This is a genomic window from Saliniferula longa, assembly GCF_050789285.1.
Lineage (GTDB): Bacteria > Pseudomonadota > Alphaproteobacteria > Rhodobacterales > Rhodobacteraceae > CAVPWP01.
Genome location: NZ_JBOUVX010000002.1, coordinates 914,118 through 936,157, shown reverse-complemented (window position 1 = coordinate 936,157; position 22,040 = coordinate 914,118). Strand labels below are relative to the sequence as shown.

The window sequence follows — 22,040 nt, the reverse complement described above, 5'->3', positions numbered from 1 at the left end:
ACAAGACTGCTGGTTCCGCGTGATCGTACGAAAGCATGGGCCGTGGGGATACTTGCCATCCCCGCGGCCCTTCTTTAAGGCTCTGCACGATTTCCTGACCCGCGGAGCCAGCCATGCCACAGCGCCCCACCGCCTGCCTTGCCCTTGCGGACGGAACGCTGTTCTTCGGGCGCGGCTTCGGCGCGACGGGCCTGACCACGGCCGAGCTTTGCTTCAACACGGCGATGACCGGCTACCAGGAGATCATGACCGACCCCTCTTACGCCGGGCAGGTCGTGACCTTCACCTTCCCGCACGTGGGCAACGTCGGCGTCAACCCCGAGGACGACGAGACCGCCGATCCGGTGGCCGCCGGCATGGTGGTGAAGTGGGATCCGACCGAGCCGTCGAACTGGCGCGCGACCGAACGGCTGACCGACTGGCTGGTGCGGCGTGGTCGGATCGGCATGGGCGGGATCGACACCCGCCGCCTGACCCGCGCCATCCGGCAGCAGGGCGCGCCCCACGTGGCGCTGGCGCACGATCCCGATGGCAACTTCGACATCGAGGCTCTGGTGAAGGCCGCGCGCGCCTTTCCCGGGCTTGTGGGCCTTGATCTTGCCAAGGACGTCTCGACCCGCCAGTCCTACCGCTGGGACGAGATGCGCTGGGCCTGGCCCGAAGGCTATGCGCGGCGCGAAGGCCCGGGCCACCGCGTCGTCGCCATCGACTATGGCGCGAAACGCAACATCCTGCGCTGCCTGGCCTCGACCGGCTGCGAGGTGACGGTTCTTCCGGCCACGGCCACGGCCGAGGACGTGCTGGCGCTGAACCCCGAGGGGCTGTTCCTGTCGAACGGCCCGGGCGATCCGGCGGCCACCGGCGACTACGCCGTGCCGATGATCCGGGCCGTGCTCGAACGCAGCGACATTCCGGTTTTCGGGATCTGCCTTGGCCACCAGATGCTGGCGCTGGCGCTGGGCGCGCGCACGATCAAGATGAACCACGGCCACCACGGCGCCAACCACCCGGTGAAGGACCTCGAGACCGGCAAGGTCGAGATCACGTCGATGAACCACGGCTTCACGGTCGACGCCCAGACCCTGCCCGACGGCGTGATCGAGACGCATGTGTCGCTGTTCGACGGGTCGAACTGCGGCATCCGCCTGGCCGACCGGCCAGTTTTCAGCGTGCAGTACCACCCCGAGGCAAGCCCCGGCCCGCAGGACAGCTATTACCTGTTCGAGCGGTTCGCCGCCGCCATCTCCGCGGGCAAGGCGGCCGCCTGACCCGCAGCCTGGGGCAACCGTCCGGCACCGCGCCCCCGTAAACCAACTGTTAACCCTGGTCGGGAATGCTGCGGTCGCGTGCAGTTACCGTCCCGGGTGTTCCATGTCCTCGCTTCCCCTTCGGCTTGTGCCGGCCCTCGCCGCGCCGCGCGGCGAGACCGACAGCCGTCCCGCGCCCGGGATCGGCGTCGGGGTCGTCCTGTCGGTGGCGGAACCGGTCGGGCCCCACGATTGGGCCAAAGGCCAGGTGACGGCCAATGCTGCCGGGCGCATGGATCTGTCCGACGCCCCGGCGGATGCGCGCCTGATCGACGCCTACGACCCCGCCCTCGCGCTGCGCGATCGGGTCCTGCCCTGGCGCCGGATGGGCGGGGGCGTGGTGGTGGCGGTCTCCGACCCGGCGGCTTTCGCCGCGGCAAAGCCCCGGCTCGAACACCTGTTCGGTCGCGTGATGATGGGCCTTGCGGACGAACGCGCGGTCGAGGCCGCCGTGTTGCGGCAGCGCCGTCACGCGCTGGCGGCCCGGGCCGAGGCACGTGTCGCGCCGGGGGAAAGCTGCCGCGATCTGCGGCCGGGGCGGCATCCTGGGTGGCTGGTGCCAGCCCTAGCCGCCGTGGTCGGGCTGATCCTCTGGCACCCGGTCGCGGCCTTCTCGGCGCTTGCGTTCTGGGCCTGCCTGACGCTGGTCCTGTCACAGGGCCTGCGCGTCGCCGCGGCCCTGGCCGAGCTTCTTGGACGACGAAAGGACCGCCGCGGCTTTCAAAGCGTGCGCGGCGCGCCGGAACCGGCCCGGTTGCCACGCGTCAGCCTTCTGGTGCCCCTTTTCCGCGAGCGCGAGATCGCCGGGCGGCTGTTGCGCCGGCTCGACCGGCTGGCCTACCCGCGCGACTTGCTCGACATCCTGCTGATCGCCGAGGAAAATGACACGATCACCCAGGCCACCGTCGAAGCGGCGGGCCTGCCCCCCTGGATGCGCCTTGTCACCGTGCCGCCTGGCACGCTTCAGACCAAGCCACGGGCGCTGAACTACGCGCTTGATTTCGCGCGGGGGTCGATCATCGGCGTCTATGACGCAGAAGATGCGCCCGCCCCCGACCAGATCCGGCAGGTGGTGACGCGCTTCGCCAGGTCGGGCCCCGAGGTCGCCTGCCTTCAGGGAATCCTCGACTTCTACAATCCGCACCAGAACTGGCTGTCGCGGTGCTTCACCGTCGATTACGCCGCCTGGTTCCGGATCATCCTTCCGGGGCTGTTGCGCCTTGGGCTGGTGATCCCGCTTGGCGGCACGACGTTGTTCTTCCGCCGCGCCGCGCTTGAGGCGCTTGGGGGCTGGGACGCCCACAACGTGACCGAGGACGCCGACCTTGGCATCCGCCTTGCCCGGCGCGGCTATCGGACGGAACTGATCGCCACGGTGACCGAGGAAGAGGCGAACTGCCATGTCTGGCCCTGGGTCCGGCAGCGGTCGCGGTGGCTCAAGGGCTATGCGATGACCTGGGCGGTGCACAGCCGCTCGCCCCGGCGGCTTCTGTCGGACCTGGGGCCCTGGCGCTTCTTCGGGGTGCAGGTGCTGCTTCTGGGCACGTTGTCGCAATTCGTGCTCGCCCCGGTGCTCTGGTCGTTCTGGCTTCTGCCGCTGGGGGTTCCCCATCCGCTGGCCGACGTGCTGCCCCGGGGCCTGTTCCTGACCCTGGGGGCCCTGTTCCTTCTGGCCGAGGTGGCGAACGTGGCGATCGGCTGCGCCGCCGTGGCCGGGCCAAGGCACCGCTGGCTGATCCCCTGGGTGCCGACGCTGCACCTTTACTGGCCTCTGGGCGCGATCGCGTCCTACAAGGCGATGTTCGAACTGATTTCGCGCCCGTTCTACTGGGACAAGACGGCCCACGGCATCTCGTCGCGGCCCGACGCCGCGTCGCGCGCTCCGGCCGAGGGGCCTTCCGCGGCCAGGACGCAGGACACCTAGTCGTCGCGCCCGGCGGTCTGGGCGTCGCTGCGCAGACGCGTCTCGAAGGCGTTCGAGATATGCTCCTTCAACGCGCGATAGGCGGAGTCGCCGTCACCGGCCTTGATCGCATCGACGATCTTCTGGTGTTCATCCAGCGCCACGCGCCCCCGCCCCTCGGCGGCAAGCGTCGTCGTCGCCATAAGCGCCATCGACCGGTAGACAAGGTCGAGCTGCTGCACGAGGTAACGGTTGTGCGAGGCAAGGTGGATCTGCCGGTGGAACCGCCGGTTGGCCCGCGCAAGGGCCGCCGGGTCGTTGACGAGGCGGGCATCCTCGTCGACCATCTTCTGCAACACCCGCACCTCTTCATCGGTGGCGTGCTTGGCCGCAAGCCGCGCGGCCAGCCCTTCAAGCTCGCGCCGCACGACGTAGAGTTCGGCCATCTGGTTGTGGTCGAGCGAGGCCACGATCAGGCTGCGCCCGTCGCGCGCCAGAAGGGACTGCGTCTCAAGCCGCTGCAGGGCCTCGCGGATCGGCGTGCGCGACACGCCGAAGCGGTCGGCAAGCTCGCTTTCGACAAGCCGGTCGCCCGGCCGGTAGGTGCCGATGTCGATGGCATGGAGAATCAGCGCATAGGCGTCGCGCTGAGAGGGCTTCTGATCGGTCATGGGCAGGCTCCGCACGGCAGTCGATCCAGAGCCTAGCCGCTGACGGCCAAAGGGCAACTGCCCATTGCCGCCCGCCGCCCCCACCCCTACCTGTGAGCCATGGTGGCCGACCGATTCTCACATGTCACGGCGTGGGTCTTCGACCTCGACAACACGCTTTATCCGCCCGAAGCCCGGCTCTTCGACCAGATCGAGGTGCGCATGACCGATTGGGTCATGCAAGCCCTTGGCGTTGGCCGGGACGAGGCCGACCGCCTTCGCCAGCATTACTGGCGCACCTATGGCACGACGCTGGCGGGCCTGATGGACGAACACGGCGTCGATCCCGGCCCCTACCTGACCCATGTGCACGAGATTTCGCTCGACGGGTTGCAGACCGACCCCGCGCTTGCGTCGGCCATCGCCGATCTGCCGGGCCGACGCATCGTCTATACCAACGGCAGCACACCCTACGCCGAACGGGTCCTGTCGGCCCGGGGTCTTTCTGGCCTCTTCGATGCCGTCTACGGGGTCGAACACGCCGGCTTCCGGCCGAAGCCCGAACGCGCGGCCTTCGAGACGGTCTTCGCGCTGGATGGCATCGCTCCGAATACGGCCGCGATGTTCGAGGACGACATACGCAACCTCGCCGCGCCCCATGCCATGGGGATGCGCTGCGTTCTTGTCGCACCCGAGGCCCAGGACGCGCCGCATGTGCATCACCACACGGACGACCTTGTGGACTTTCTGTCGCAGCTGCGACGCTAGGTTCCGGGCCTTCGGCGGCTGACATCCTGTCGTTCGGGACTATCTGCATCGCAGCGAACAGGAGACGAGATCATGGCACTTGCGACATCCCTTCCCGCGCGGCCGCCGCTTTGGCTGCGGCTTTTCTACCTTGTCCCGGTTTTCGGCTGGATCGCCCGCGACACCGCCGAGAAGGGCGAAGAGAACCTGTATTACGGCGCAGGCCTGATCGTCAGCCTCTGGGGCATCTCGGCGATGCTGTTCGGGGTGCCGGGCCTTTACATCCCGGCACTGATCATGGTGCCGCTGGTCTTCGCGCTGCTGCTTGCGATCAGCTGGGGCTGAGGGACTTTGGCGCTGGAGCACGGCCCGGCGCCGGCATAGACTTCCGCCATGCCGCTGGAACGCACCGATATCCTGATCTCGGGGGGTGGGATCGCCGGACTGACCGCCGCCGCGGCCTTTGCGCGCGCGGGCCTTTCGGTCGTTCTTGTCGATCCCGCCCCGCCCCCGAAATCGGTCGGCGCCGACGGGTCAGACCTGCGGTCGACGGCCTTTCTTGCCCCCGCCATTGCGCTGTTCCGCGAGGCCGGTCTGTGGGAGGCGCTGTCCCCCCACGCCGCGCCCCTCGATACGCTGCGCGTGATCGACACCTCGGGCTGGCCGCCCACCGTCCGCGACGAACGCGCGTTCCGGGCAGAGGACGTCACCGACGGCCCCTTCGGCTGGAACCTCCCGAACTGGCTGACCCGGAACCTTCTGGTCGACCGGCTTGCCGATTTTCCGAACGTCGACCTGCGGCTGGGCACGGGCTTTGCGGGCATGCTGACGCGCGAACGTGGCGCGATCGTGCGCCTGACGGACGGCACGCGCGTCGAGGCCCGGCTGGTGGTGGGCGCGGATGGCCGCACTTCGCCCGTGCGCGAAGCCGCCGGGATCAGCGTCGACGTGACCCGATACGGCCAGAAGGCGCTGGCCTTCGAGGTGACGCATCTTCATCCGCACGGCGGCACCTCGACCGAGCTTTACAACGAAGGCGGCGCCTTCGTCCTTGTTCCCCTGCCCGATCACAAGGGCGGCCCGGCCTCGGCCGTGGTCTGGATGGAGCGGGGACCGCGCGCGCTTGAGCTTGCCGCGCTGGCACCGCGCGCCCTTGGCGCGCTGGCCACCGAACGCTCGTGCGGGATTCTTGGCCCGCTCGAACTTGCCAGCCCGGTGCGCGTCTGGCCGGTGATCACGCAGGTCGCCCGACACCTTACCGCCGAGCGGACGGCCCTTGTGGCCGAGGCCGCGCATGTCCTGCCCCCGATCGGGGCGCAGGGGCTGAACACCTCGCTGCACGATGTCGCAGCGCTTGCGCGGATTGCCGCAAGTTCTGACGATCCCGGCAGCCCTTCGGCGCTTCGGGCCTACGAAAAGGCCCGCGCCGCCGATGTCCACATGCGCGCCCGCGTGATCGACCTGTTCAACCGGGTCTGCCGGTCGGGGACGGCGCCGCTTCAGGCACTCCGCCTCGGCGGCCTGCGCGTGGTCCATGACGTGGCGCCGCTGCGCCGGGCGGTGATGCAGGCCGGGCTCGGACGGGCGGATCAGGGGCCGGTTCAGAGCACCTGATCAAGCACCTCTTCAAGCCGCCCCACACTGGCCGAGACGTCCTTCAGCTTGTCGATCCCGAAAAGCCCAAGCCGGAAGGTGCGGAAGTCGCTGCCCTCGCCCACCATCAGCGGAACGCCCGCGGCGATCTGAACCCCCTGCGCCGCGAAGGCCCGGCCGCTCTGGATCTCGGGGTCGTCGGTATAGCTGACCACGACGCCGGGGGCGCCATATCCCTCGGCCGCGACCGACCGGATGCCACGCGCGGCCAGAAGGGCGCGCACGCGCTCGCCCTGTTCCCATTGCGCGGCCTTCAGCCGCTGGAAGCCATGGGCCCTCGCCTCGATCATCGCATCACGGAACTGGCGCAGCGCGTCGGTCGGCATGGTGGCGTGATAGGCGTGCCCGCCACCTTCGTAGGCCTCCATGATCGCAAGCCACTTGCCCAGGTCGATGGCGAAGGACGTCGATTTCGTGGCCTTAACGCGCGCCGCCGCCGCTTCGGACAGCATCACAAGACCCGCGGCCGGCGCCGACGACCAGCCCTTCTGAGGCGCGGAGATCAGGACATCGACGCCCAGCGCCTTCATGTCGACCCAGGCGCAGCCCGATGCGATGCAATCCAGCACGAACAGCCCGCCGCCCTCGTGCACAGCCGCGGCAACCGCGGCGATATAGGCGTCGGGCAGGATCACCCCAGCCGAAGTCTCCACATGCGGGGCGAAGACGACGGCGGGCCCGGTCTCGCGGATCTTCGCCACGACCTCGTCCAGCGGCGCGGGCGCAAAGGGCGATTGCGGGTCGTTGCCGGCCCGCCGTGCCATCATCACCGTCTCGGTCGCGGGAATGCGGCCGGCTTCGAAGATCTGGGTCCAGCGATACGAGAACCAGCCGTTGCGGATCACCATGACGTCGGCGTCGGTCGCAAGCTGTCGTGCCACTGCCTCCATCGCGTAGGTGCCGCCGCCAGGCACCACGGCCACGGCATCGGCCTTGTAGACGTCTTTCAGCATGCCCGAGATGTCGCGCATCACCTTCTGGAAGGCCGCGCTCATATGATTGAGCGACCGGTCGGTGAACACGACCGAGAATTCCAGAAGGCCGTCGGGATCGATGTCGGGCAGAAGCGCGGTCATGGGTGTCTCCTTCGGTTTGTCCCCCGCTACCCCGAGCGGGCGGTATTTGCAAAGGCCTGATCGTCGCGCCCCCGAGGTTCTTCGCGGACGAGCCGCAGATCGGCGCCGACGCGATTCCCGCGCGCCGCGGCAGGGTTTTCAATTGTGGCCTGACGACGGGTTTGTTGCTTGAACGCACTCGCTTTGAGAGGGAATCTCGCGGCATTCCGTCCTCTTGCTGGCCTTGCAGCCAGATCTGCTGCACAAACCCCTCGGGTTTGCTCGTCAGATCGATGACCAGGTGGAGCTTTACAAGTGAAGGATGAGGAGGCGTGTACCCCTGACCCGACCGTCCTTGTCGTTGATCTGGACGGGACGCTCTGCCGCACGGATACACTCCACGAGGCGTTCCTCGGGCTTGCCGCGACGCGACCGGCCGGTGTCGTGGCGCTTCTCGGTCGGCTCCGGGACGGCAGAGCGGCGTTCAAGACGCACCTTGTCGACAATCACATGGTGGATGGCGATGCGCTGCCTCTGAATGAGTCCGTCCTCGATCTCGTGCGCCGCGCCCGCGACGAGGGCCGGCGCACGGCGCTTGTGACCGCCACGCACCAGCGTCAGGCCGAGTCCGTGGCCAAGGCCACCGGGCTTTTCGACGAGGTCTTCGGCACGGACGCCAACGGCAACCTCAAGGGCGAGGCCAAAGCGCGCTTCCTGACCGAACGCTACGGCGCGAAGGGCTTCGATTATGTGGGCGATTCCCGCGCCGACCTTCCTGTCTGGGCGGCGGCGCGAAAGGGCATCACCGTAGGGGCATCTCCTGCGCTTGCCCGGGCGGCGGAATCGGCAAACCCCGCGGTCATCCATCTCGACCCGCCGAAAAGCCGGGGGCGGGCCATGTTGCGCGCCATGCGCCCGCACCAGTGGTCGAAGAACCTGCTGCTTTTCCTTCCGGTGCTCGCCGCCCACGATCCGAGTGCCCTGGGCGCGGTGGTCCTCGGCTTCCTCGCCTTCTGCCTTACCGCCTCGGCGGTCTATGTCATGAACGATCTTGTCGATCTGCCCGCCGACCGCGCCCATCCTCGCAAGCGCCTGCGCCCCTTCGCCTCGGGAGAGCTTTCGGCGGCAACGGGCGTCGCCATGGCGGGCGGGCTTCTTGTTGGCGCCGGCGTTCTTGGGGCGCTTACCGGGAATCCGCTCTTTCTTGGGGTCCTTTCCCTCTATCTCGCGACGACCTTCGCCTATTCGCTTTGGCTCAAGCGCAAGCTCATCGTCGACGTGCTGACCCTCGCCGGGCTTTACACGATCCGGATCATCGCCGGCGGCGCGGCGACCGGGATCGTGCTTTCGCCCTGGATGCTTGGCTTTTCGATGTTTCTCTTCCTCGCGCTGGCCGCTGTGAAGCGACAGGCGGAACTGACCGATCAGTTGGCAACCGGACGGGAAAGCGCTGGACGCGCCTACGAAGTAGAGGATTTGCCGATCCTGCGCGGCATCGCCCTTGGCGCGGCGCACGCGGCGGTGCTTGTCATGGCGCTCTACGTCAGTTCCAACGACGTGCAAGCGCTCTATACCCACCCCCAGATCCTTTGGCTGATCTGTCCGCTTCTGCTCTACTGGCTGCTGAGGATGGTGATGATGACCCACCGGGGCTACATGACCGACGATCCGATCGTCTTCGCCGCGAAGGACCGGGTGAGCTGGATTTGGCTGATCATGGTGGCTGCGGTCGTCGTGGTCGCGTCCTGACTCGTGGATCGCAGAGAAATTCGACCCCGGACTGTCTTCTTGAAGGATGTTTCATCAATGCACGCTGCGACGACACCGCCCGACATCAACGCGATGGCCGCCGCGCTTTTTCCCGGGAAGACGAGCCTGATCGAAAGCCTGAACCGGCTTCGCCCCCGGATCATGCCGATAGAAGACCTGATCGCTGCGGTGCCCGCAGGAGCGCGCGTTCTCGACATCGGCTGCGGGGCCGGGCTGTTTCTGGGTCTGCTCGCCGCCGCCGGGCGCACGCAGGACGGTGTCGGCTTTGACACGAGCAAGGACGCGATCGCCCTTGCCCAATCCATGCAGACCCGCCTGCCGACCGGACACCGCATCCGCTTCGAGCGACTGTCCGTCGACGATCCTTGGCCCGAGGGAACGTTCGACGCTGTATCCCTGATCGATGTGATGCATCACATCCCGCGCAAGGCGCAAATCGGCGTCCTCGAAATGGCGGTGGGGAAGCTTCGTCCCGGTGGCCGGCTCATCTACAAGGATATGGCGGACCGCCCGTTCCTGATGGCCGCCGCCAATCGTCTGCACGACCTGGTCATCGCGCGGGACTGGATCGAATATCTTCCCCTCGAAACGGTGCGTGGAACGTTGGCCGAAATGGGCTTCACCGTGATCGAAGAACGATCCGCGCGTCGCCTGTGGTACATGCACGAGATGCTCGTGATGGAGGCGCCTGCATGACTGGGACCCCCTGGATCGGATGGGCGGCGCTTACCGTCGCGGTGGCCGCGAACGTCGGCGCCAACATCCTGCTGAAACATGCCGTCGGCCTGGGACAGAAACCGGCGTCGGGCGGCGGATCGCTTTTCACGCAGAACCCTCCTGTGCTTATCGCCGGGGTCCTGCTGGCCGGTGTTCTTCTAGGCTTCTACCTTCTGGCTCTCCGGCACTTGCCCGTCAGCATCGCCTACCCCGTGGTCACGGGCGCCGCGATGATTGGCATCGCGGTCTTGTCGTCCATCCTGTTCTCAGAGCCGTTGAGCCTTGGAAAGATGGTGGGAATTGCCGGCATCATCCTATGCACGGCGTTGATCCTGCGCAGTTGAAAGACCGGCCAACCGCGAAATCGCATAGGCCGCCAGAAGCGCGATCATCGGAATGGCAGGCATGTGATAGCGGTCGCCGATGATGATGATTGCGTGCACCGCCGTGAAATAGAGCCAAAGCCAGACCGGCACCGAGAGGAGCGTGGTCCACGCCCCTTCTCGGCGTGCGTGCAGGAAGATCCCAGCCACGGCGAACGCCAGGACGGCGTACCAGTAAAGCGTCGACAGGCCCTTCAGCAGGAACGCGCCGGTCGATCCGGCAAGACGTTCGATCGCTGCAAGGTTCCACGCGACCCCGATGGTTTCGCGTTCATGAAGTCGCACCGCCTTCCAGGTTGTGCGCCACACGAAGCCCGCAGGATCAGCCCGAAGCGCGGCAATCGACAGGTCCTTCATGTAGTCGGATTGCTCGACTTCGGTCATGCCGTCTGTCTCGGGGGGTAGTCGCGAAAACTCGCCATTTGTCTCGGCGTGGTTTCCCATCCAGAAGACCGGCCAGAAGTTCGTCGACATGAACACCGGCTCGCCAAGAAGACGTTCGTTACGGGCCGACCACGGCGCGACGAGGGCGAAGATCAATGCCGTCGCCACCGCCGCCTTCAGGATTGCGCCCGGCGCGGCACGCGGGGCCCGCAGGAGCGCGGCGAACGCGAGCGCCGCCGGAATCAGAAGGGCGATCGGCCGCACATAGGTGGCGCCCGCGAAGAACACGCCCGAAAACAGAAGGAACGCGATCCCACCCGCGCCCCGTCCCGCCCGGTCCCAGCAGGCCAGCGCGGCAAGCGTGAGGGCCATGAAATGGATCTCGCTCGCAAGGACGGTGGTGAATTGAATCGCCATCGGCCACAGCGCGAAGAGAAGCGCCGCGATCCGGCCTTCCGTCTCTCCGAACCAGCGCCGCCCGAGGTCGTGAAGAAGCCAGACCACGACCAGCGCGGAAATCAGGTTGATAACGACGACGCCAAGCGCCGAGCCCACGCCGAAGAGCAAGTAGACGCCTGCATAGATCCCCGCTGTGCCGACAGCCCAGAAGGCGCCGGGGGTCTGGGGCGTGAAGCCATAGACCCCGTGCTCGGCGATGTTCGTCGCGAAGGCCGCGTAGGCGGCCGCATCCGAGACAGGTTCGACCGGGATGACAAGTGCCCAGACGACACGGAGCACGAAGGCCAGCACAAGCGACACTGTAAGCGTGGGCGGGGACAGAAGGGTCATGCCATGTGCCCCCCGTCATGGGCCAAGGCGCGCACTCCAGTGCCGGAATAGACAAGAATGCCGATCCCGGCCGCGAAGCGAAGGAGGATGATCCGAACGCGCGCGGAGGCAAGCGTCGCGCCCCCCGTCCGACTCGGGCGGCTGTGCGCCCGGCGATCGACCGGACAGGATGACTGGGGAGTTGTCATGCGCACCTCGCTGCATCTAAAGAGCTTGGTTTTACCTAGCGTTGAAACCCCGGGGTGGCCAGACACGCCGGCAATCATGCGCAGAGACAATCCTTCTCGCCCGGACGCGCGCTCCGATCCCGCGATGCCGAATGGCCGGCGTCTGCCCGTCTGGCCCCATGACATGAAAGAGGGCCAGGGGCCGAGGATGGTCACGCACGTCGTCACCCTCTCCGGTCTTCCGGCAGCCACGGACGTGCACGCTTCGCCCGTCTTTCGACACCACCGGGAGGCCGCACTCACACGCCGGGACGGGGCCTTTCGAAAAGCATGGACGCATCGGGACCGGTCGTCGAGCGGCCTCAGAGGCGCGCCATGCGCGCGACGTCCCGGTTACCGAAATACGTTGGGAGGCAGTGTGCCCACCGGACCCACCCGCCGTGTCGACGGGGCCGGAGGCAAGTGTCCTTGCCGAGGCGCGCTCTCAACCGATCGGCCCGGGGCGGCGCTCTTCGCTCAGAAGGACGTTTGCGTCGACCTGCCCGACCCCCGGCAGCGTCATGATCCGACGCCTCAGCACCCGTTCGAAATCGCTGATGTCGCGTGCCACCACCCGCAGGCGGTAATCGTATAGCCCCAGCACATGCTGAACCGTCTGCACCTCGGGGATCGCCGTTACCGCGCGCTCGAAATCCTCAAGGCTCACGCGGCCCTTGGCGGCAAGCTTGACGCCCAGGAAGACCGTGACCCCGAAGCCCAGCGCCTCGCGGTCGAGCACCACCCGCCGGCCACGGATCGCTCCGGCCTCTTCCAGCCGGCGCATGCGCCGCGCCACAAGCGACTGGCCCACGCGCCGCTCGCGCGCGATCGACGCGGCGCTGCGCGTGGCGTCGGCGACAAGCGCGCGCAGGATCGTCCGGTCAAGGGGATCAAGCGGGATCACAGCGGCAGGGTCTCTTCGTCCTTGATGACGGCGACATGCATCAGCGCCTCGAGATCGGCGATATGGGGCAGCGTCAGGATGCGGCTGCGATAGATCTCCTGGTAATGGGGCATGTCGCGGGCGATGACGTTCAGACGCACGTCGACCTGTCCGAGGAAGGTCTGGATCTCGATCACCTCGGGCACCTCGCGGGCGGCCGCGATGAACTCGTCGAAGGCGCGCGGCGCGGTCTTGTCGAGCGTGAAGCGAAGCGAGACCTCGACCTCCCATCCCAGGCTGCGCCAGTCGATCGCGGCCTCGACGCCGCGGATGATGCCGCCGGCCCGCATCCGCTCGAGCCGCCGCCAGCAGGTCGCTGGCGTGACGCCCGCCCGCGCCGCCAGGTCGGCACTGGAAAGACCGGGGTCGGCCTGGTACTGGCGAAGAATCCGACGGTCGAGATCATCGATCTGCATATTTTTTTCACGTTATTGCATTTTGCGGCGCAGTCTTTTCACGGATTGGCGATGTTTGTCAAACTTAGAACGTCACGGTCGGGAAAAGGGCGATACACCCTGTCGCGGACAAGAAGGGAGAACCGACATGCGCGTCTATTACGACCGCGACTGCGACATCAATCTCATCAAGGACAAGAAGGTCGCCATCCTTGGCTACGGCAGCCAGGGCCACGCCCACGCGCTGAACCTGCGGGATTCGGGCGCGAAGAACCTTGCCGTTGCGCTGCGCCCGGGTTCGCCCAGCGCGAAGAAGGCCGAGGCCGAGGGGCTGACCGTCATGGGCATCGCCGAGGCCGCGGCCTGGTGCGACCTGATCATGTTCACCATGCCCGACGAACTTCAGGCCGCGACCTACAAGCAGCATGTCCATGACAACCTGCGCGAAGGCGCGGCGATCGCCTTCGCCCATGGCCTGAACGTGCACTTCGGACTGATCGAGCCGAAGCCCGGCGTCGACGTCATCATGATGGCGCCGAAGGGCCCCGGCCACACCGTGCGGGGCGAATTCGTCAAGGGGGGCGGCGTGCCCTGCCTGGTCGCCGTGCACAACGACGCCACCGGTAAGGCGCTCGAGATCGGTCTGTCCTACTGCTCGGCCATCGGCGGCGGGCGCTCCGGCATCATCGAGACCAACTTCCGCCAGGAATGCGAGACGGACCTCTTCGGCGAACAGGCCGTGCTTTGCGGCGGTCTGGTCGAACTGATCCGCATGGGCTTCGAAACCCTGGTCGAGGCCGGCTACGAGCCCGAGATGGCCTATTTCGAGTGCCTGCACGAGGTGAAGCTGATCGTCGATCTGATCTACGAAGGCGGCATCGCCAACATGAACTACTCGATCTCGAACACCGCCGAGTATGGCGAGTATGTCTCGGGTCCGCGAATCCTGCCCTACGACGAGACCAAGAAGCGCATGAAGGACGTCCTGACGGACATCCAGACCGGCCGCTTCGTGCGCGACTTCATGCAAGAGAACGCCGTGGGCCAGCCGATGTTCAAGGCCACCCGCCGGATCAACGACGAACACGAGATCGAGAAGGTCGGCGAAAAGCTGCGCGCCATGATGCCCTGGATCTCGAAGGGCAAGATGGTCGACAAGTCCAAGAACTGAGGGTCGGACAGCCCGATTGGCGGGGGCGTCCCTCAGGGGGCGCCCCTTTGCATGCGCGCATCCTTGTCGGCTGGTGCCGGATCGGGCCGGACAGGCCGAGGCCGCGTCATTCGACGCGCCCTGCACCGGGGTCAGGCTGCGCTGGCCTCGACCTCGGCGGCGATGCCGTCGACGACGCGGGTCAGAAGGCCCTCGTCCTCGCATTCGGCCATGATGCGGATCAGCGGCTCTGTGCCCGACTTGCGGATCAGAAGTCGCCCGCTTCCGGAAAGTTCGGCCTCGGCCGCTTCGATGATCGCCTTGACGCGGTCGGCCGACAGCGGGTCGGCGCCGGCGCCGTAGCGGACATTGCGCAGAAGTTGCGGGACGGGGTCGAAGTTCCGCGCAAGGTCGCTGGCGCGGCGGCCCGTGCGGGCCATCTCGCCCACGAAATGCAGCCCGGCGATCAGCCCGTCACCGGTGGTGGCGTAGTCGGTCATCACGATGTGGCCGGACTGTTCGCCGCCCAGGTTGAAGCCGTGCGCGCGCATCGCCTCGACCACGTAGCGGTCGCCCACTGCAGTCCGGTGCAGCCTCAGGCCCCGCGCCGAAAGAAAGCGTTCCAGGCCAAGGTTCGACATGACCGTGGCGACAAGCGTGCCGCCGGCAAGAAGGTCACGCTCGGCCATGCGCGCGGCGAAAAGCGCCATGATCTGGTCGCCATCGGCCACCGCGCCGGTTTCGTCGATGATCACGACGCGGTCCGCGTCACCGTCTAGGCAGATGCCCACGTCTGCGCCGTGCGCGACCACGGCTTCGGCCGCGGTGGCCGGCTGGGTCGAGCCGCAGCGCTCGTTTATGTTGAACCCGTTGGGCGAGACGCCCACCGGGATCACCTCGGCCCCGAGTTCCCAGAAGACGTCCGGCGCCACCCGGTAGGCCGCGCCGTTCGCGCAGTCGACCACGACCTTGAGCCCGTCAAGACGCAGACCCTGCGGGAAGGTGGTCTTCACCCGCTCGACATAGCGAAAGCGGCCATCGTCGATGCGCTTGGCGCGGCCGATGTTTCGGGCCTGCGCGGGTTCGACCCCTTCCTCGACAAGCTGCTCGATCTCGGTCTCGGCGTCGTCGGACAGCTTGAAGCCATCGGGTCCGAAGAACTTGATCCCGTTGTCATGCGCCGGGTTGTGACTGGCCGAGATCATGATGCCGACATCGGCTCGCATCGACATGGTCAGCATGCCCACTGCCGGCGTGGGCACCGGGCCAAGCAACAGCACGTTCATCCCCGTCGAGGTCAGCCCCGCGGTCAACGCGTTCTCGAGCATGTATCCCGACAAGCGCGTGTCCTTGCCGATCACCACGCGGTGTCCGCCCGACCCGTCGCGCCGGAAGTACCGGCCCGAGGCCGCGCCAAGGCGCAGCGCCATCTCGGCCGTCATGGGATAGGTGTTGGCCTTTCCCCGCACCCCATCGGTGCCGAAAAGCTTGCGCGTCATGAATTTCCGCCCCTGGTCCTGCCCGACTGCTTCTGCCCACCCGCGCCTGTTGCCTGCGCGGGCTGTTCGGGCCTTTTAGCACAGGGCGGCAGGGCCTGCATCCCGCGCATGCCTCGCGGAAGGTTTCACGATGTTACCGGCCCGCGCCGCGGCATTTCAGCCGCGCACAAGCGTGGCCTCGGGCATCCGGTAGAAGTGATGATAGCCGATGGTCGTGGTGCGCGGAAAAGCGCGCGACCAGCGCGGGGTCACCGACTTGGTGTGGTAATGGGTCGCCCCGCCCGTCAGGGTGCGCGGCTTGCCGTCAAGCATCATGCGGGCGACCTTGCCCACCATCTCGAAAGCGCCGGGTTCGGTGATCACTTCCTTGCGGCCGTCGCAGGTGTAGGTGAACTGGCACTGGTAGCGTTTGCCCGTACCCTCGTGCACCACTCCGCAGATCGTGTCGGGATAGCGATCGCTGTCGACACGGTTGAGGATGACCTCGGCGACCGCGAAGATGCCCTCGACCGCCTCGCCGCGCGCCTCGAAATACAGGGCCTCGGCCAGGCAGGCCCATTCCTTGCCGCCTGAGGCTTTCGGCAGACCGCGCAGGAACTCCCGTGAATAACGCACCTTGGGCAGTCCCCGCCCGCCATGCGGCGCAAGAGGCTCGACCAGTCGATGCACGCGCTGCGCGCGCACGTTCGCCAGCGCCTCGCGCTCGGCCCCGAGAAGACCCGAGACCTGGGCATCGATGGCGATCCGCGGATTGTTGGACTGGCTCATCACGACATCAGCCGATGCCGGCAAAGCCGTCAGCGCGGCGAGAAAACAGATCGCCGCCCAACGAATGGGTTGCAAGAACATGGAGCCCCCTCCACTTCGACAGCGCCGAACCTTGCGATCCGGCTTCAACCCGGTGGGCCTAGACCCATTCCGCCGCAAGGGTCCAGTGCCAGAACGGAAACGGAGTGTTTACCCTACGACAGGGGCGCAGGAGGGCGGAAATCCGCCGATCCGCGGGGCAAAATGTGGATAACTTGACGGGTCAGATGGCCTGTTCTGCCAGGGCCGCCCGTCGGGCATCGATCGCCGCATGGGCCGCAGCGAGTCGCGCGACAGGCACGCGGAAGGGCGAACAGGACACGTAATCGAAGCCTGCGTTGCGGCAGAACGCGATCGAATCCGGGTCGCCGCCATGTTCGCCGCAGACCGAAAGCGTCACGTCCGGCCGCCCCGCGCGCCCGCGTTCCGCCCCGATCTTCAGCAACTCGCCGACCCCGTCGATGTCAAGCCGGTGGAAGGGGTCCTCGGGAAAGACGCCCTGGCTGACGTAGGATCCCATGAAGCGCCCGGCGTCGTCGCGCGAAAGCCCATAGGTCATCTGGGTCAAATCGTTGGTGCCGAAACTCAGGAAGGCCGCATGTTGCGCGATCTCGCCCGCGCGAAGGCTGGCGCGCGGGGTTTCGACCATGACGCCCAGCCGGTAGTCGAAATCGACGCCGGTCTCGGCGCGGACGGCCGCCGCGACCGCGTCGACCCTTGCCTTGACAAGCTCGACCTCGCGCTTGGCCGAAACCAGCGGGATCATCACCTCGGGCACGACCGCGTCGCCCCGCCGGCTGACGGCCACGGTCGCCTCGAAGATCGCGCGGGCCTGCATGTCATAGATCTCGGGCACCGTGATCCCAAGGCGCACGCCGCGCATACCCAGCATCGGGTTGAACTCGCTCAGGGCCTCGACGCGGCGGCTGACGGTCGACACGGGAAGATCCAGCGCGTCGGCCAGTTCGCGAATGCCCTCGCGTCCCGTGGGCAGGAACTCGTGCAGTGGGGGATCGAAGAGACGGATGCACACCGGATGGCCCTGCATGATCTCGAACAGTTCCTCGAAGTCGGCGCGCTGCATCGGCAGCAGGCGCTCGAGCACGGCGGCGCGATCTTCGGCACGGTCCGCGAAGATCATCTCGCGCATCACGATCAGGCGGGATTCGGCGAAGAACATGTGCTCGGTCCGGCACAGACCTATGCCCTCGGCGGCGAAACGTCGGGCCATCTGCGCCTCTTCCGGGGTGTCGGCATTGGCGCGCACGCCGATGTCGCGCGCGTCGTCGGCCCAGTCGAGCAGCGTCTGGAACGCGTCGTCCAGCGCAGGGGCAAGAAGCGCCACCTCGCCGGCCATGGCCTGGCCCGCCGTGCCGTCGAGCGTGACGACGTCGCCCTCGAAGAAGACCCGCCCGTCGCCGAAGGTGACGGATCGGTCGCGCCGGTTGATCTTCATCGACGAGACGCCGACGACGCAGGGCAGGCCCAGCCCACGCGCGATCACCGCGGCATGGCTGGACATGCCGCCGCGTTCGGTCAGCACGCCGACCGAGGCGTGCATGCCACGGATATCCTCGGGCTTGGTTTCGCGCCGCACAAGGATGCAGGGTTCTTCGCGCGACTTCATCTGCTGCGCGGTGCGCGAACTCAGCGCGATGCGCCCCGTTGCCGCGCCGGGACTGGCGCCGATCCCGCGCGCCAGCACATCGCGATGACCGCGCGGATCGACCTGGTGGTGCAGAAGCTCGGGCAAGGCACGCGGCGGCACGCGCAGCACCGCTTCCTCGTGCGAGATGATGCCGTCTTCGGCCAGCGCGACCGAGATGCGCACTTCGCCTCGCGCCGTGCGCCCGACGCGCACCGCGTCCAGCACGCTGAGCCGGCCAGCCTCGAGGGCGAACTCGATCTGCATCTCTTCGCGCAGACGTTCCCGGCACAACGCGCCATAGCGCAGAAGTTCGGCGAAGCAGTCCGGGCAGTGTTCTTCCAGCGACTGACCGCGCGGATCGCGGGTCAGGAACAGCGCGCCCGCATCCGCTGTCAGCGCGTCACGGCCCTGGCTTTGCGACAGGTAGCGGCCGGTTATCTGCGGTCGGCCGGTCGCCCCGTCGACGAACTGGATCACGCCCGATCCGCTTTCGACGGGACCGATCCCCAGGGCCATCGCCTGCACCACAAGCCCAAGACCGGCGTCGGCGGGCGCGCCCTTGGCCTGCCGCAGAAGCCGCGCCGATGTGCCTTCCCAGGCCCGCGCCATCGACCGCAGAACCTCGGCCAGTTGCCGCGCGGGGTCCTGCGGGAACGGCTCGTCCGTTTCTTCCTCGTAGGCGAAGAGCATGTCGTGGAGCGTCGTCTCGACGACCTCGGCCGGAATGTCGAACATCTCGGGGTCAAGCCGCGCCACGTGCACGGCATAGGCCTGGATGAACTTGAGATAGAGCAGGTCGGCCGCCGCCCGGCCCAGCGTGGCCGAAAGTTCGGCATGGCGGGCATCGGTCATGCCGATGTTCAGGATCGCCCCCGGACCGCCCCAGTCGGGGTCCTGCGACGAGGGCCGGACCGACACCAGAGGCATGGCGCCGAACCCTGCAAGGATGGCGTCGACGTCGACGGTTTCGCCTGCGGCGATCCGGCGAACGGCGGGAAACGACAGCGCGACCGTGCGCGGCACCGGCAGGTCAAGGCGGATCAGCCGCTGCAGGCATTTCGCGCGGCCACCGTGCAGGCCGACCGCGATCGGCGCCGTCGGCGTGATCTCGGTAAAATCGGCGATTCCAATATGTTTCTGCACTGCGGCACCCGTCTGCTCCTGCACCATGGCCCAAGCGCGTTTGTCAGGCAAGCGTGACAGTGTCGCGCATGACAGGTCAGCCTTCCAGACGTCGCAGATCGGCAACCGACAGGCAGGTTTGGCAGATCCGGTGCAAGAGGTTCAGACGGTTGCGCCGGACCGCAGCGTTGTCGGTGTTGACCTGCACCGCCTCGAAGAAGGCGTCGACCGGGGCGCGCAGCGCGGCCATGGCCTGCATCGCTGCGGTGAAATCCTCCAGGGGAATCGCGACGGCAATTCGGTCTTCTGCGGCGTCGAGGGCGGCGAAAAGCGCGCGCTCTTCGGCCGCCTCCGCGAACTTCGGGTCGGGACCGAACGAGTATTCGACACCGTCCTGCGCCTCGGCCTGCGTCAGGATGTTGTAGGCGCGGCGGAAAGCCTGGATCAGGTTCTCGCCGTCGTCGGTCGCCAGAATCTCGGCCAAGGCCTTCGCCCGCCGCTCGACAAGCACAAGGTCGTCGTTGCCGGGCATCGCGATACAGGCGTCGATCACGTCGTGTCGCAGGCCTTCGTCGCGCAGGTGCACCTTCAGCCGGTCGTGGATAAAGGATGCAAGGTCGTCCGACAGGTCGGGTATGACCGCCGACACCCGGCCAAGAAGCGTCCCATCGCCGGTACGCGGGCCACCGCCGTCCGCGTCGCGCGCCGAAATCACCGTTCGGAAGGCGGCGCCGAAAACGCCGTGGTCCGCAATCGCGTCGAGTGTTTCGTGCATCGCCTGAAGCTCGGCCTCGCTGGCAAGGTCGCGGTGCAGCGCGATCTTGAGACGCAGAAGCTGCGCATCGATGTAGCGATCAAGCGACAGGCGCAGCCCGTTGGCAAGCGCGATCCGGATCACGCCAAGCGCCGCCCGGCGCAGCGCGAAGGGGTCCTTCGATCCGGTGGGCTTTTCGTCGATCGCCCAGAATCCGCACAACATGTCCAGCTTGTCGGCAAGCGCCACAGCCACGCTGACCGGCGCCGTCGGCACGGCGTCCGAGGGGCCAAGGGGCGAGTAGTGCTCGGGGCAGGCTGCCGCCACCTCGGCCGGCAGACCGGCGGCCTCGGCGTAGTATTTTCCCATGATCCCCTGAAGCTCGGGGAACTCATAGACCATCTCGGACGCGAGGTCGGCCTTGCAGACCCGCGCGGCTTCCGCGGCAAGGTCGGGCCGCGCGCCTACAAGTGGCGCGATGTCGCGTGCCAGCGCCTCGATCCGCGCGATGCGGTCGGCCTGACTGCCGAGCAGGTTGTGGAAGGTCACGTTCGCCAGCGGCGCGGCCATCCCTTCGAGACCCTTGGCCTTCACCGTGCGCAGGTCGTTTTCCCAGAAGAAGCGCGCGTCCGACAGCCGCGCGCCCAGCACCTTGCGGTTGCCCGCAAGGATCAGCGCGCCCTCGTCGTCGGTCGCGATGTTGGCGACGGTCACGAATTTCTCGATGCGCCCGGTCCTGGGGTCCTTCACCGAAAAGAACTTCTGATGCTCCTTCATCGAGATGCGCAGCACCTCGGGCGGCAGGCCAAGGAAGGCGGCGTCGATGTCGCCCATCAGAACGACGGGCCATTCCACAAGCCCCGCGACCTCGGCCAGAAGGCCCGTGTCCTCGACCAGTTCAAGTCCCTGCGCGAAGGCAAGGTGACGCGCGTCGTGCAGGATCTGCGCGGCCCGTTCCTCGGGCGACAGGATCACATGGGCGCGCTTGAGCTTGCGCACGTAGTCGTCGAACGACGTGACCGCGAACCGGCCCGCCGACAGGAAGGGATGACCCGCGGTGGTGTCGCCGGCCACCAGCCCCTCGATCTCCATCGGAACGACCGTGGCGCCGGCCTGGTCGGTCAGAAGGCACAGGATCGAGCGCAGCGGGCGCACCCAGCGCAGGGTTCCGCCGCCCCAGCGCATGGATTTCGGCCAGGGAAAGTCGCGGATCGCGCGGCCCAGAACCTCGGCCACGATCTCGGCCGCGGGGCGGCCGGGCCTGTCGATCACCGCGAAATAGACCTGCCCCTTCTTGTCGTCGCGCACCTCGAGCGCCTCGCGCGACACGCCCGTCGCGCGCAGGAACCCCTCGACCGCCTGCGTGGGTGCGTCGGTGCGGGGGCCCTTGCGTTCCTCCTTCAGCGCGGGGCTTTCGGCCAGCAGCCCCTCGACGGCCAGCGTCAGTCGGCGCGGCGTGGCGAAGGCGGCGGCATGGGCATAGGTCAGCCCGGCCTCGACAAGACCGTCGGTGACGAGGCGCCTGAGATCCTCGGCCGCGCGGGCCTGCATCCGGGCGGGGATTTCCTCGGACAGAAGTTCGATCAGAAGATCGGGCATCACTCGTCCCTTTCAGGCGGGGTGGGACAGCCTTCGGGGGCGGGCTGCCCGTCGAAGACCTCTTCCCCGCATCGGTTGATCTGGTGCCAGGCGAAGGCGCGGCCGTCCGGGTAAAGCGCGATCACCCGGTCGATGCCGTAAAGCACGTTCTCCTGCCCGAGGACGGCCACCGCCGCCCCGGTGTCGAGGTCGCCGCCGATCGCCGCGGCGTCGAAGCAGTCGAACCAGCGCGGCGCGTTGAGCGGCAGGGCGGTGGCGTAGGGCGCGGGGCTCAGGCCCGCGGGGACCTCGGTCGTGAAGCAGGCGCGAAAGCGGATGGGCGAGCTGTCGGCGTCGATGGCCGTGAAGTCTGCGACGGGCAGGTCGGCCACCTCGCCCGAGGTCGCGGTGATCTTCATCTCGACCTCGCCTCCGTCCGCCACAAGCCGCGCCTCTTCATAGAAGGCATAGACCTGCAGCCAGTACATGGCGACCCCGGCCAGAAGGCCAAGCCCCACAAGAACGATGCCGATGACCTTTCCGTTCACGTCACTGCAGACCGGTCGGACGACGCAGAAAT

The 22,040-nt window shown here is 67.4% G+C and carries 19 protein-coding genes; 9 read left to right on the top strand and 10 right to left on the bottom strand.

Annotated features, from left to right (window positions below):
• Window positions 1–113 precede the first annotated feature (113 nt).
• Window positions 114–1,268, top strand: a complete 1,155-nt coding sequence (gene carA, locus ACRDNQ_RS11105; RefSeq protein ID WP_431828709.1) for a glutamine-hydrolyzing carbamoyl-phosphate synthase small subunit — start codon at window positions 114–116, stop codon at window positions 1,266–1,268.
• A gap of 103 nt (window positions 1,269–1,371) precedes the next feature.
• Entirely contained in the window at window positions 1,372–3,231 is a 1,860-nt protein-coding gene (locus tag ACRDNQ_RS11100; protein WP_431828708.1) for a glycosyltransferase family 2 protein, read from the top strand.
• Here ACRDNQ_RS11100 and ACRDNQ_RS11095 read toward each other — a convergent pair.
• Window positions 3,228–3,881 (bottom strand): GntR family transcriptional regulator, encoded by a 654-nt coding sequence (locus tag ACRDNQ_RS11095; RefSeq protein WP_431828707.1) that lies wholly within the window; start codon window positions 3,879–3,881, stop codon window positions 3,228–3,230. The genes ACRDNQ_RS11100 and ACRDNQ_RS11095 overlap by 4 nt on opposite strands.
• A 99-nt stretch (window positions 3,882–3,980) precedes the next feature.
• On the opposite strand from ACRDNQ_RS11095, the gene ACRDNQ_RS11090 reads away from it, so the two are divergent.
• The 3 genes from ACRDNQ_RS11090 to ACRDNQ_RS11080 all read left to right on the top strand — a co-directional run bounded on the left by ACRDNQ_RS11090 (window position 3,981) and on the right by ACRDNQ_RS11080 (window position 6,221).
• Complete coding sequence (locus ACRDNQ_RS11090; protein ID WP_431828706.1) at window positions 3,981–4,628, top strand: pyrimidine 5'-nucleotidase; 648 nt, start codon at window positions 3,981–3,983, stop codon at window positions 4,626–4,628.
• 72 nt (window positions 4,629–4,700) lie between these two features.
• Window positions 4,701–4,952: a hypothetical protein gene (locus ACRDNQ_RS11085; RefSeq protein ID WP_431828705.1), complete on the top strand. Its 252-nt coding sequence runs from the start codon at window positions 4,701–4,703 to the stop codon at window positions 4,950–4,952.
• Window positions 4,953–5,000: 48 nt separating this feature from the next.
• On the top strand, window positions 5,001–6,221 hold the full coding sequence (locus ACRDNQ_RS11080; protein ID WP_431828704.1) for an FAD-dependent monooxygenase: 1,221 nt from the start codon (window positions 5,001–5,003) through the stop codon (window positions 6,219–6,221).
• Here ACRDNQ_RS11080 and ACRDNQ_RS11075 read toward each other — a convergent pair.
• On the bottom strand, window positions 6,209–7,336 hold the full coding sequence (locus tag ACRDNQ_RS11075; RefSeq protein ID WP_431828703.1) for an aminotransferase class V-fold PLP-dependent enzyme: 1,128 nt from the start codon (window positions 7,334–7,336) through the stop codon (window positions 6,209–6,211). The genes ACRDNQ_RS11080 and ACRDNQ_RS11075 overlap by 13 nt on opposite strands.
• 294 nt (window positions 7,337–7,630) lie before the next feature.
• Here ACRDNQ_RS11075 and ACRDNQ_RS11070 point away from each other — a divergent pair, with 294 nt between their 5' ends.
• The 3 genes from ACRDNQ_RS11070 (at window position 7,631) to ACRDNQ_RS11060 (ending at window position 10,146) form a co-directional block, all read left to right on the top strand.
• Window positions 7,631–9,064, top strand: a complete 1,434-nt coding sequence (locus ACRDNQ_RS11070; RefSeq protein ID WP_431828702.1) for a UbiA family prenyltransferase — start codon at window positions 7,631–7,633, stop codon at window positions 9,062–9,064.
• A gap of 93 nt (window positions 9,065–9,157) precedes the next feature.
• On the top strand, window positions 9,158–9,781 hold the full coding sequence (locus ACRDNQ_RS11065; protein WP_431828701.1) for a class I SAM-dependent methyltransferase: 624 nt from the start codon (window positions 9,158–9,160) through the stop codon (window positions 9,779–9,781).
• Window positions 9,778–10,146, top strand: coding sequence for a DMT family transporter (locus tag ACRDNQ_RS11060; protein WP_431828700.1), 369 nt, complete (start codon window positions 9,778–9,780; stop codon window positions 10,144–10,146). The genes ACRDNQ_RS11065 and ACRDNQ_RS11060 overlap by 4 nt, the downstream gene beginning before the upstream one ends.
• Here the strand turns inward: ACRDNQ_RS11060 and ACRDNQ_RS11055 are convergent.
• The 3 genes from ACRDNQ_RS11055 to ACRDNQ_RS11045 all read right to left on the bottom strand — a co-directional run bounded on the left by ACRDNQ_RS11055 (window position 10,117) and on the right by ACRDNQ_RS11045 (window position 12,923).
• Complete coding sequence (locus tag ACRDNQ_RS11055) at window positions 10,117–11,358, bottom strand: glycosyltransferase family 39 protein (RefSeq protein WP_431828699.1); 1,242 nt, start codon at window positions 11,356–11,358, stop codon at window positions 10,117–10,119. The genes ACRDNQ_RS11060 and ACRDNQ_RS11055 overlap by 30 nt on opposite strands.
• Before the next feature lie 651 nt (window positions 11,359–12,009).
• Complete coding sequence (locus ACRDNQ_RS11050; protein WP_431828698.1) at window positions 12,010–12,468, bottom strand: Lrp/AsnC family transcriptional regulator; 459 nt, start codon at window positions 12,466–12,468, stop codon at window positions 12,010–12,012.
• The gene (locus ACRDNQ_RS11045) at window positions 12,465–12,923 is read right to left on the bottom strand and encodes an Lrp/AsnC family transcriptional regulator (protein ID WP_431828697.1); all 459 of its coding nucleotides are present in this window, start codon (window positions 12,921–12,923) and stop codon (window positions 12,465–12,467) included. The genes ACRDNQ_RS11050 and ACRDNQ_RS11045 overlap by 4 nt, the downstream gene beginning before the upstream one ends.
• Window positions 12,924–13,050: 127 nt before the next feature.
• On the opposite strand from ACRDNQ_RS11045, the gene ilvC reads away from it, so the two are divergent.
• Window positions 13,051–14,073: a ketol-acid reductoisomerase gene (gene ilvC, locus ACRDNQ_RS11040; RefSeq protein WP_431828696.1), complete on the top strand. Its 1,023-nt coding sequence runs from the start codon at window positions 13,051–13,053 to the stop codon at window positions 14,071–14,073.
• A 131-nt stretch (window positions 14,074–14,204) separates the two neighbouring features.
• Here the strand turns inward: ilvC and glmM are convergent, their stop codons facing one another.
• The 5 genes from glmM to ACRDNQ_RS11015 form a co-directional block, all read right to left on the bottom strand.
• Window positions 14,205–15,551, bottom strand: a complete 1,347-nt coding sequence (glmM, locus tag ACRDNQ_RS11035; protein WP_431828695.1) for a phosphoglucosamine mutase — start codon at window positions 15,549–15,551, stop codon at window positions 14,205–14,207.
• A gap of 156 nt (window positions 15,552–15,707) precedes the next feature.
• Window positions 15,708–16,400: a cell wall hydrolase gene (locus ACRDNQ_RS11030; RefSeq protein ID WP_431828694.1), complete on the bottom strand. Its 693-nt coding sequence runs from the start codon at window positions 16,398–16,400 to the stop codon at window positions 15,708–15,710.
• A gap of 181 nt (window positions 16,401–16,581) precedes the next feature.
• Window positions 16,582–19,176: a putative PEP-binding protein gene (locus tag ACRDNQ_RS11025; RefSeq protein WP_431829116.1), complete on the bottom strand. Its 2,595-nt coding sequence runs from the start codon at window positions 19,174–19,176 to the stop codon at window positions 16,582–16,584.
• 49 nt (window positions 19,177–19,225) lie between these two features.
• Window positions 19,226–21,481 (bottom strand): glycine--tRNA ligase subunit beta, encoded by a 2,256-nt coding sequence (gene glyS, locus ACRDNQ_RS11020; protein WP_431828693.1) that lies wholly within the window; start codon window positions 21,479–21,481, stop codon window positions 19,226–19,228.
• On the bottom strand, window positions 21,481–22,008 hold the full coding sequence (locus ACRDNQ_RS11015; RefSeq protein WP_431828692.1) for a DUF6446 family protein: 528 nt from the start codon (window positions 22,006–22,008) through the stop codon (window positions 21,481–21,483). Before ACRDNQ_RS11015 ends, glyS begins: the two co-directional genes overlap by 1 nt.
• Between the last annotated feature and the right edge of the window lie 32 nt (window positions 22,009–22,040).

Excerpts from the sequence above, each read along its gene's own strand:
- carA (WP_431828709.1), top strand. The coding sequence starts at position 114 with ATGCCACAGCGCCCCACCGCCTGCCTTGCCCTTGCGGACGGAACGCTG.
- ACRDNQ_RS11100 (WP_431828708.1), top strand. The coding sequence starts at position 1,372 with ATGTCCTCGCTTCCCCTTCGGCTTGTGCCGGCCCTCGCCGCGCCGCGC.
- ACRDNQ_RS11095 (WP_431828707.1), bottom strand. The coding sequence starts at position 3,881 with ATGACCGATCAGAAGCCCTCTCAGCGCGACGCCTATGCGCTGATTCTC.
- ACRDNQ_RS11090 (WP_431828706.1), top strand. The coding sequence starts at position 3,981 with ATGGTGGCCGACCGATTCTCACATGTCACGGCGTGGGTCTTCGACCTC.
- ACRDNQ_RS11085 (WP_431828705.1), top strand. The coding sequence starts at position 4,701 with ATGGCACTTGCGACATCCCTTCCCGCGCGGCCGCCGCTTTGGCTGCGG.
- ACRDNQ_RS11080 (WP_431828704.1), top strand. The coding sequence starts at position 5,001 with ATGCCGCTGGAACGCACCGATATCCTGATCTCGGGGGGTGGGATCGCC.
- ACRDNQ_RS11075 (WP_431828703.1), bottom strand. The coding sequence starts at position 7,336 with ATGACCGCGCTTCTGCCCGACATCGATCCCGACGGCCTTCTGGAATTC.
- ACRDNQ_RS11065 (WP_431828701.1), top strand. The coding sequence starts at position 9,158 with ATGGCCGCCGCGCTTTTTCCCGGGAAGACGAGCCTGATCGAAAGCCTG.
- ACRDNQ_RS11060 (WP_431828700.1), top strand. The coding sequence starts at position 9,778 with ATGACTGGGACCCCCTGGATCGGATGGGCGGCGCTTACCGTCGCGGTG.
- ACRDNQ_RS11055 (WP_431828699.1), bottom strand. The coding sequence starts at position 11,358 with ATGACCCTTCTGTCCCCGCCCACGCTTACAGTGTCGCTTGTGCTGGCC.
- ACRDNQ_RS11045 (WP_431828697.1), bottom strand. The coding sequence starts at position 12,923 with ATGCAGATCGATGATCTCGACCGTCGGATTCTTCGCCAGTACCAGGCC.
- ilvC (WP_431828696.1), top strand. The coding sequence starts at position 13,051 with ATGCGCGTCTATTACGACCGCGACTGCGACATCAATCTCATCAAGGAC.
- glmM (WP_431828695.1), bottom strand. The coding sequence starts at position 15,551 with ATGACGCGCAAGCTTTTCGGCACCGATGGGGTGCGGGGAAAGGCCAAC.
- ACRDNQ_RS11030 (WP_431828694.1), bottom strand. The coding sequence starts at position 16,400 with ATGTTCTTGCAACCCATTCGTTGGGCGGCGATCTGTTTTCTCGCCGCG.
- ACRDNQ_RS11025 (WP_431829116.1), bottom strand. The coding sequence starts at position 19,176 with ATGGTGCAGGAGCAGACGGGTGCCGCAGTGCAGAAACATATTGGAATC.
- glyS (WP_431828693.1), bottom strand. The coding sequence starts at position 21,481 with ATGCCCGATCTTCTGATCGAACTTCTGTCCGAGGAAATCCCCGCCCGG.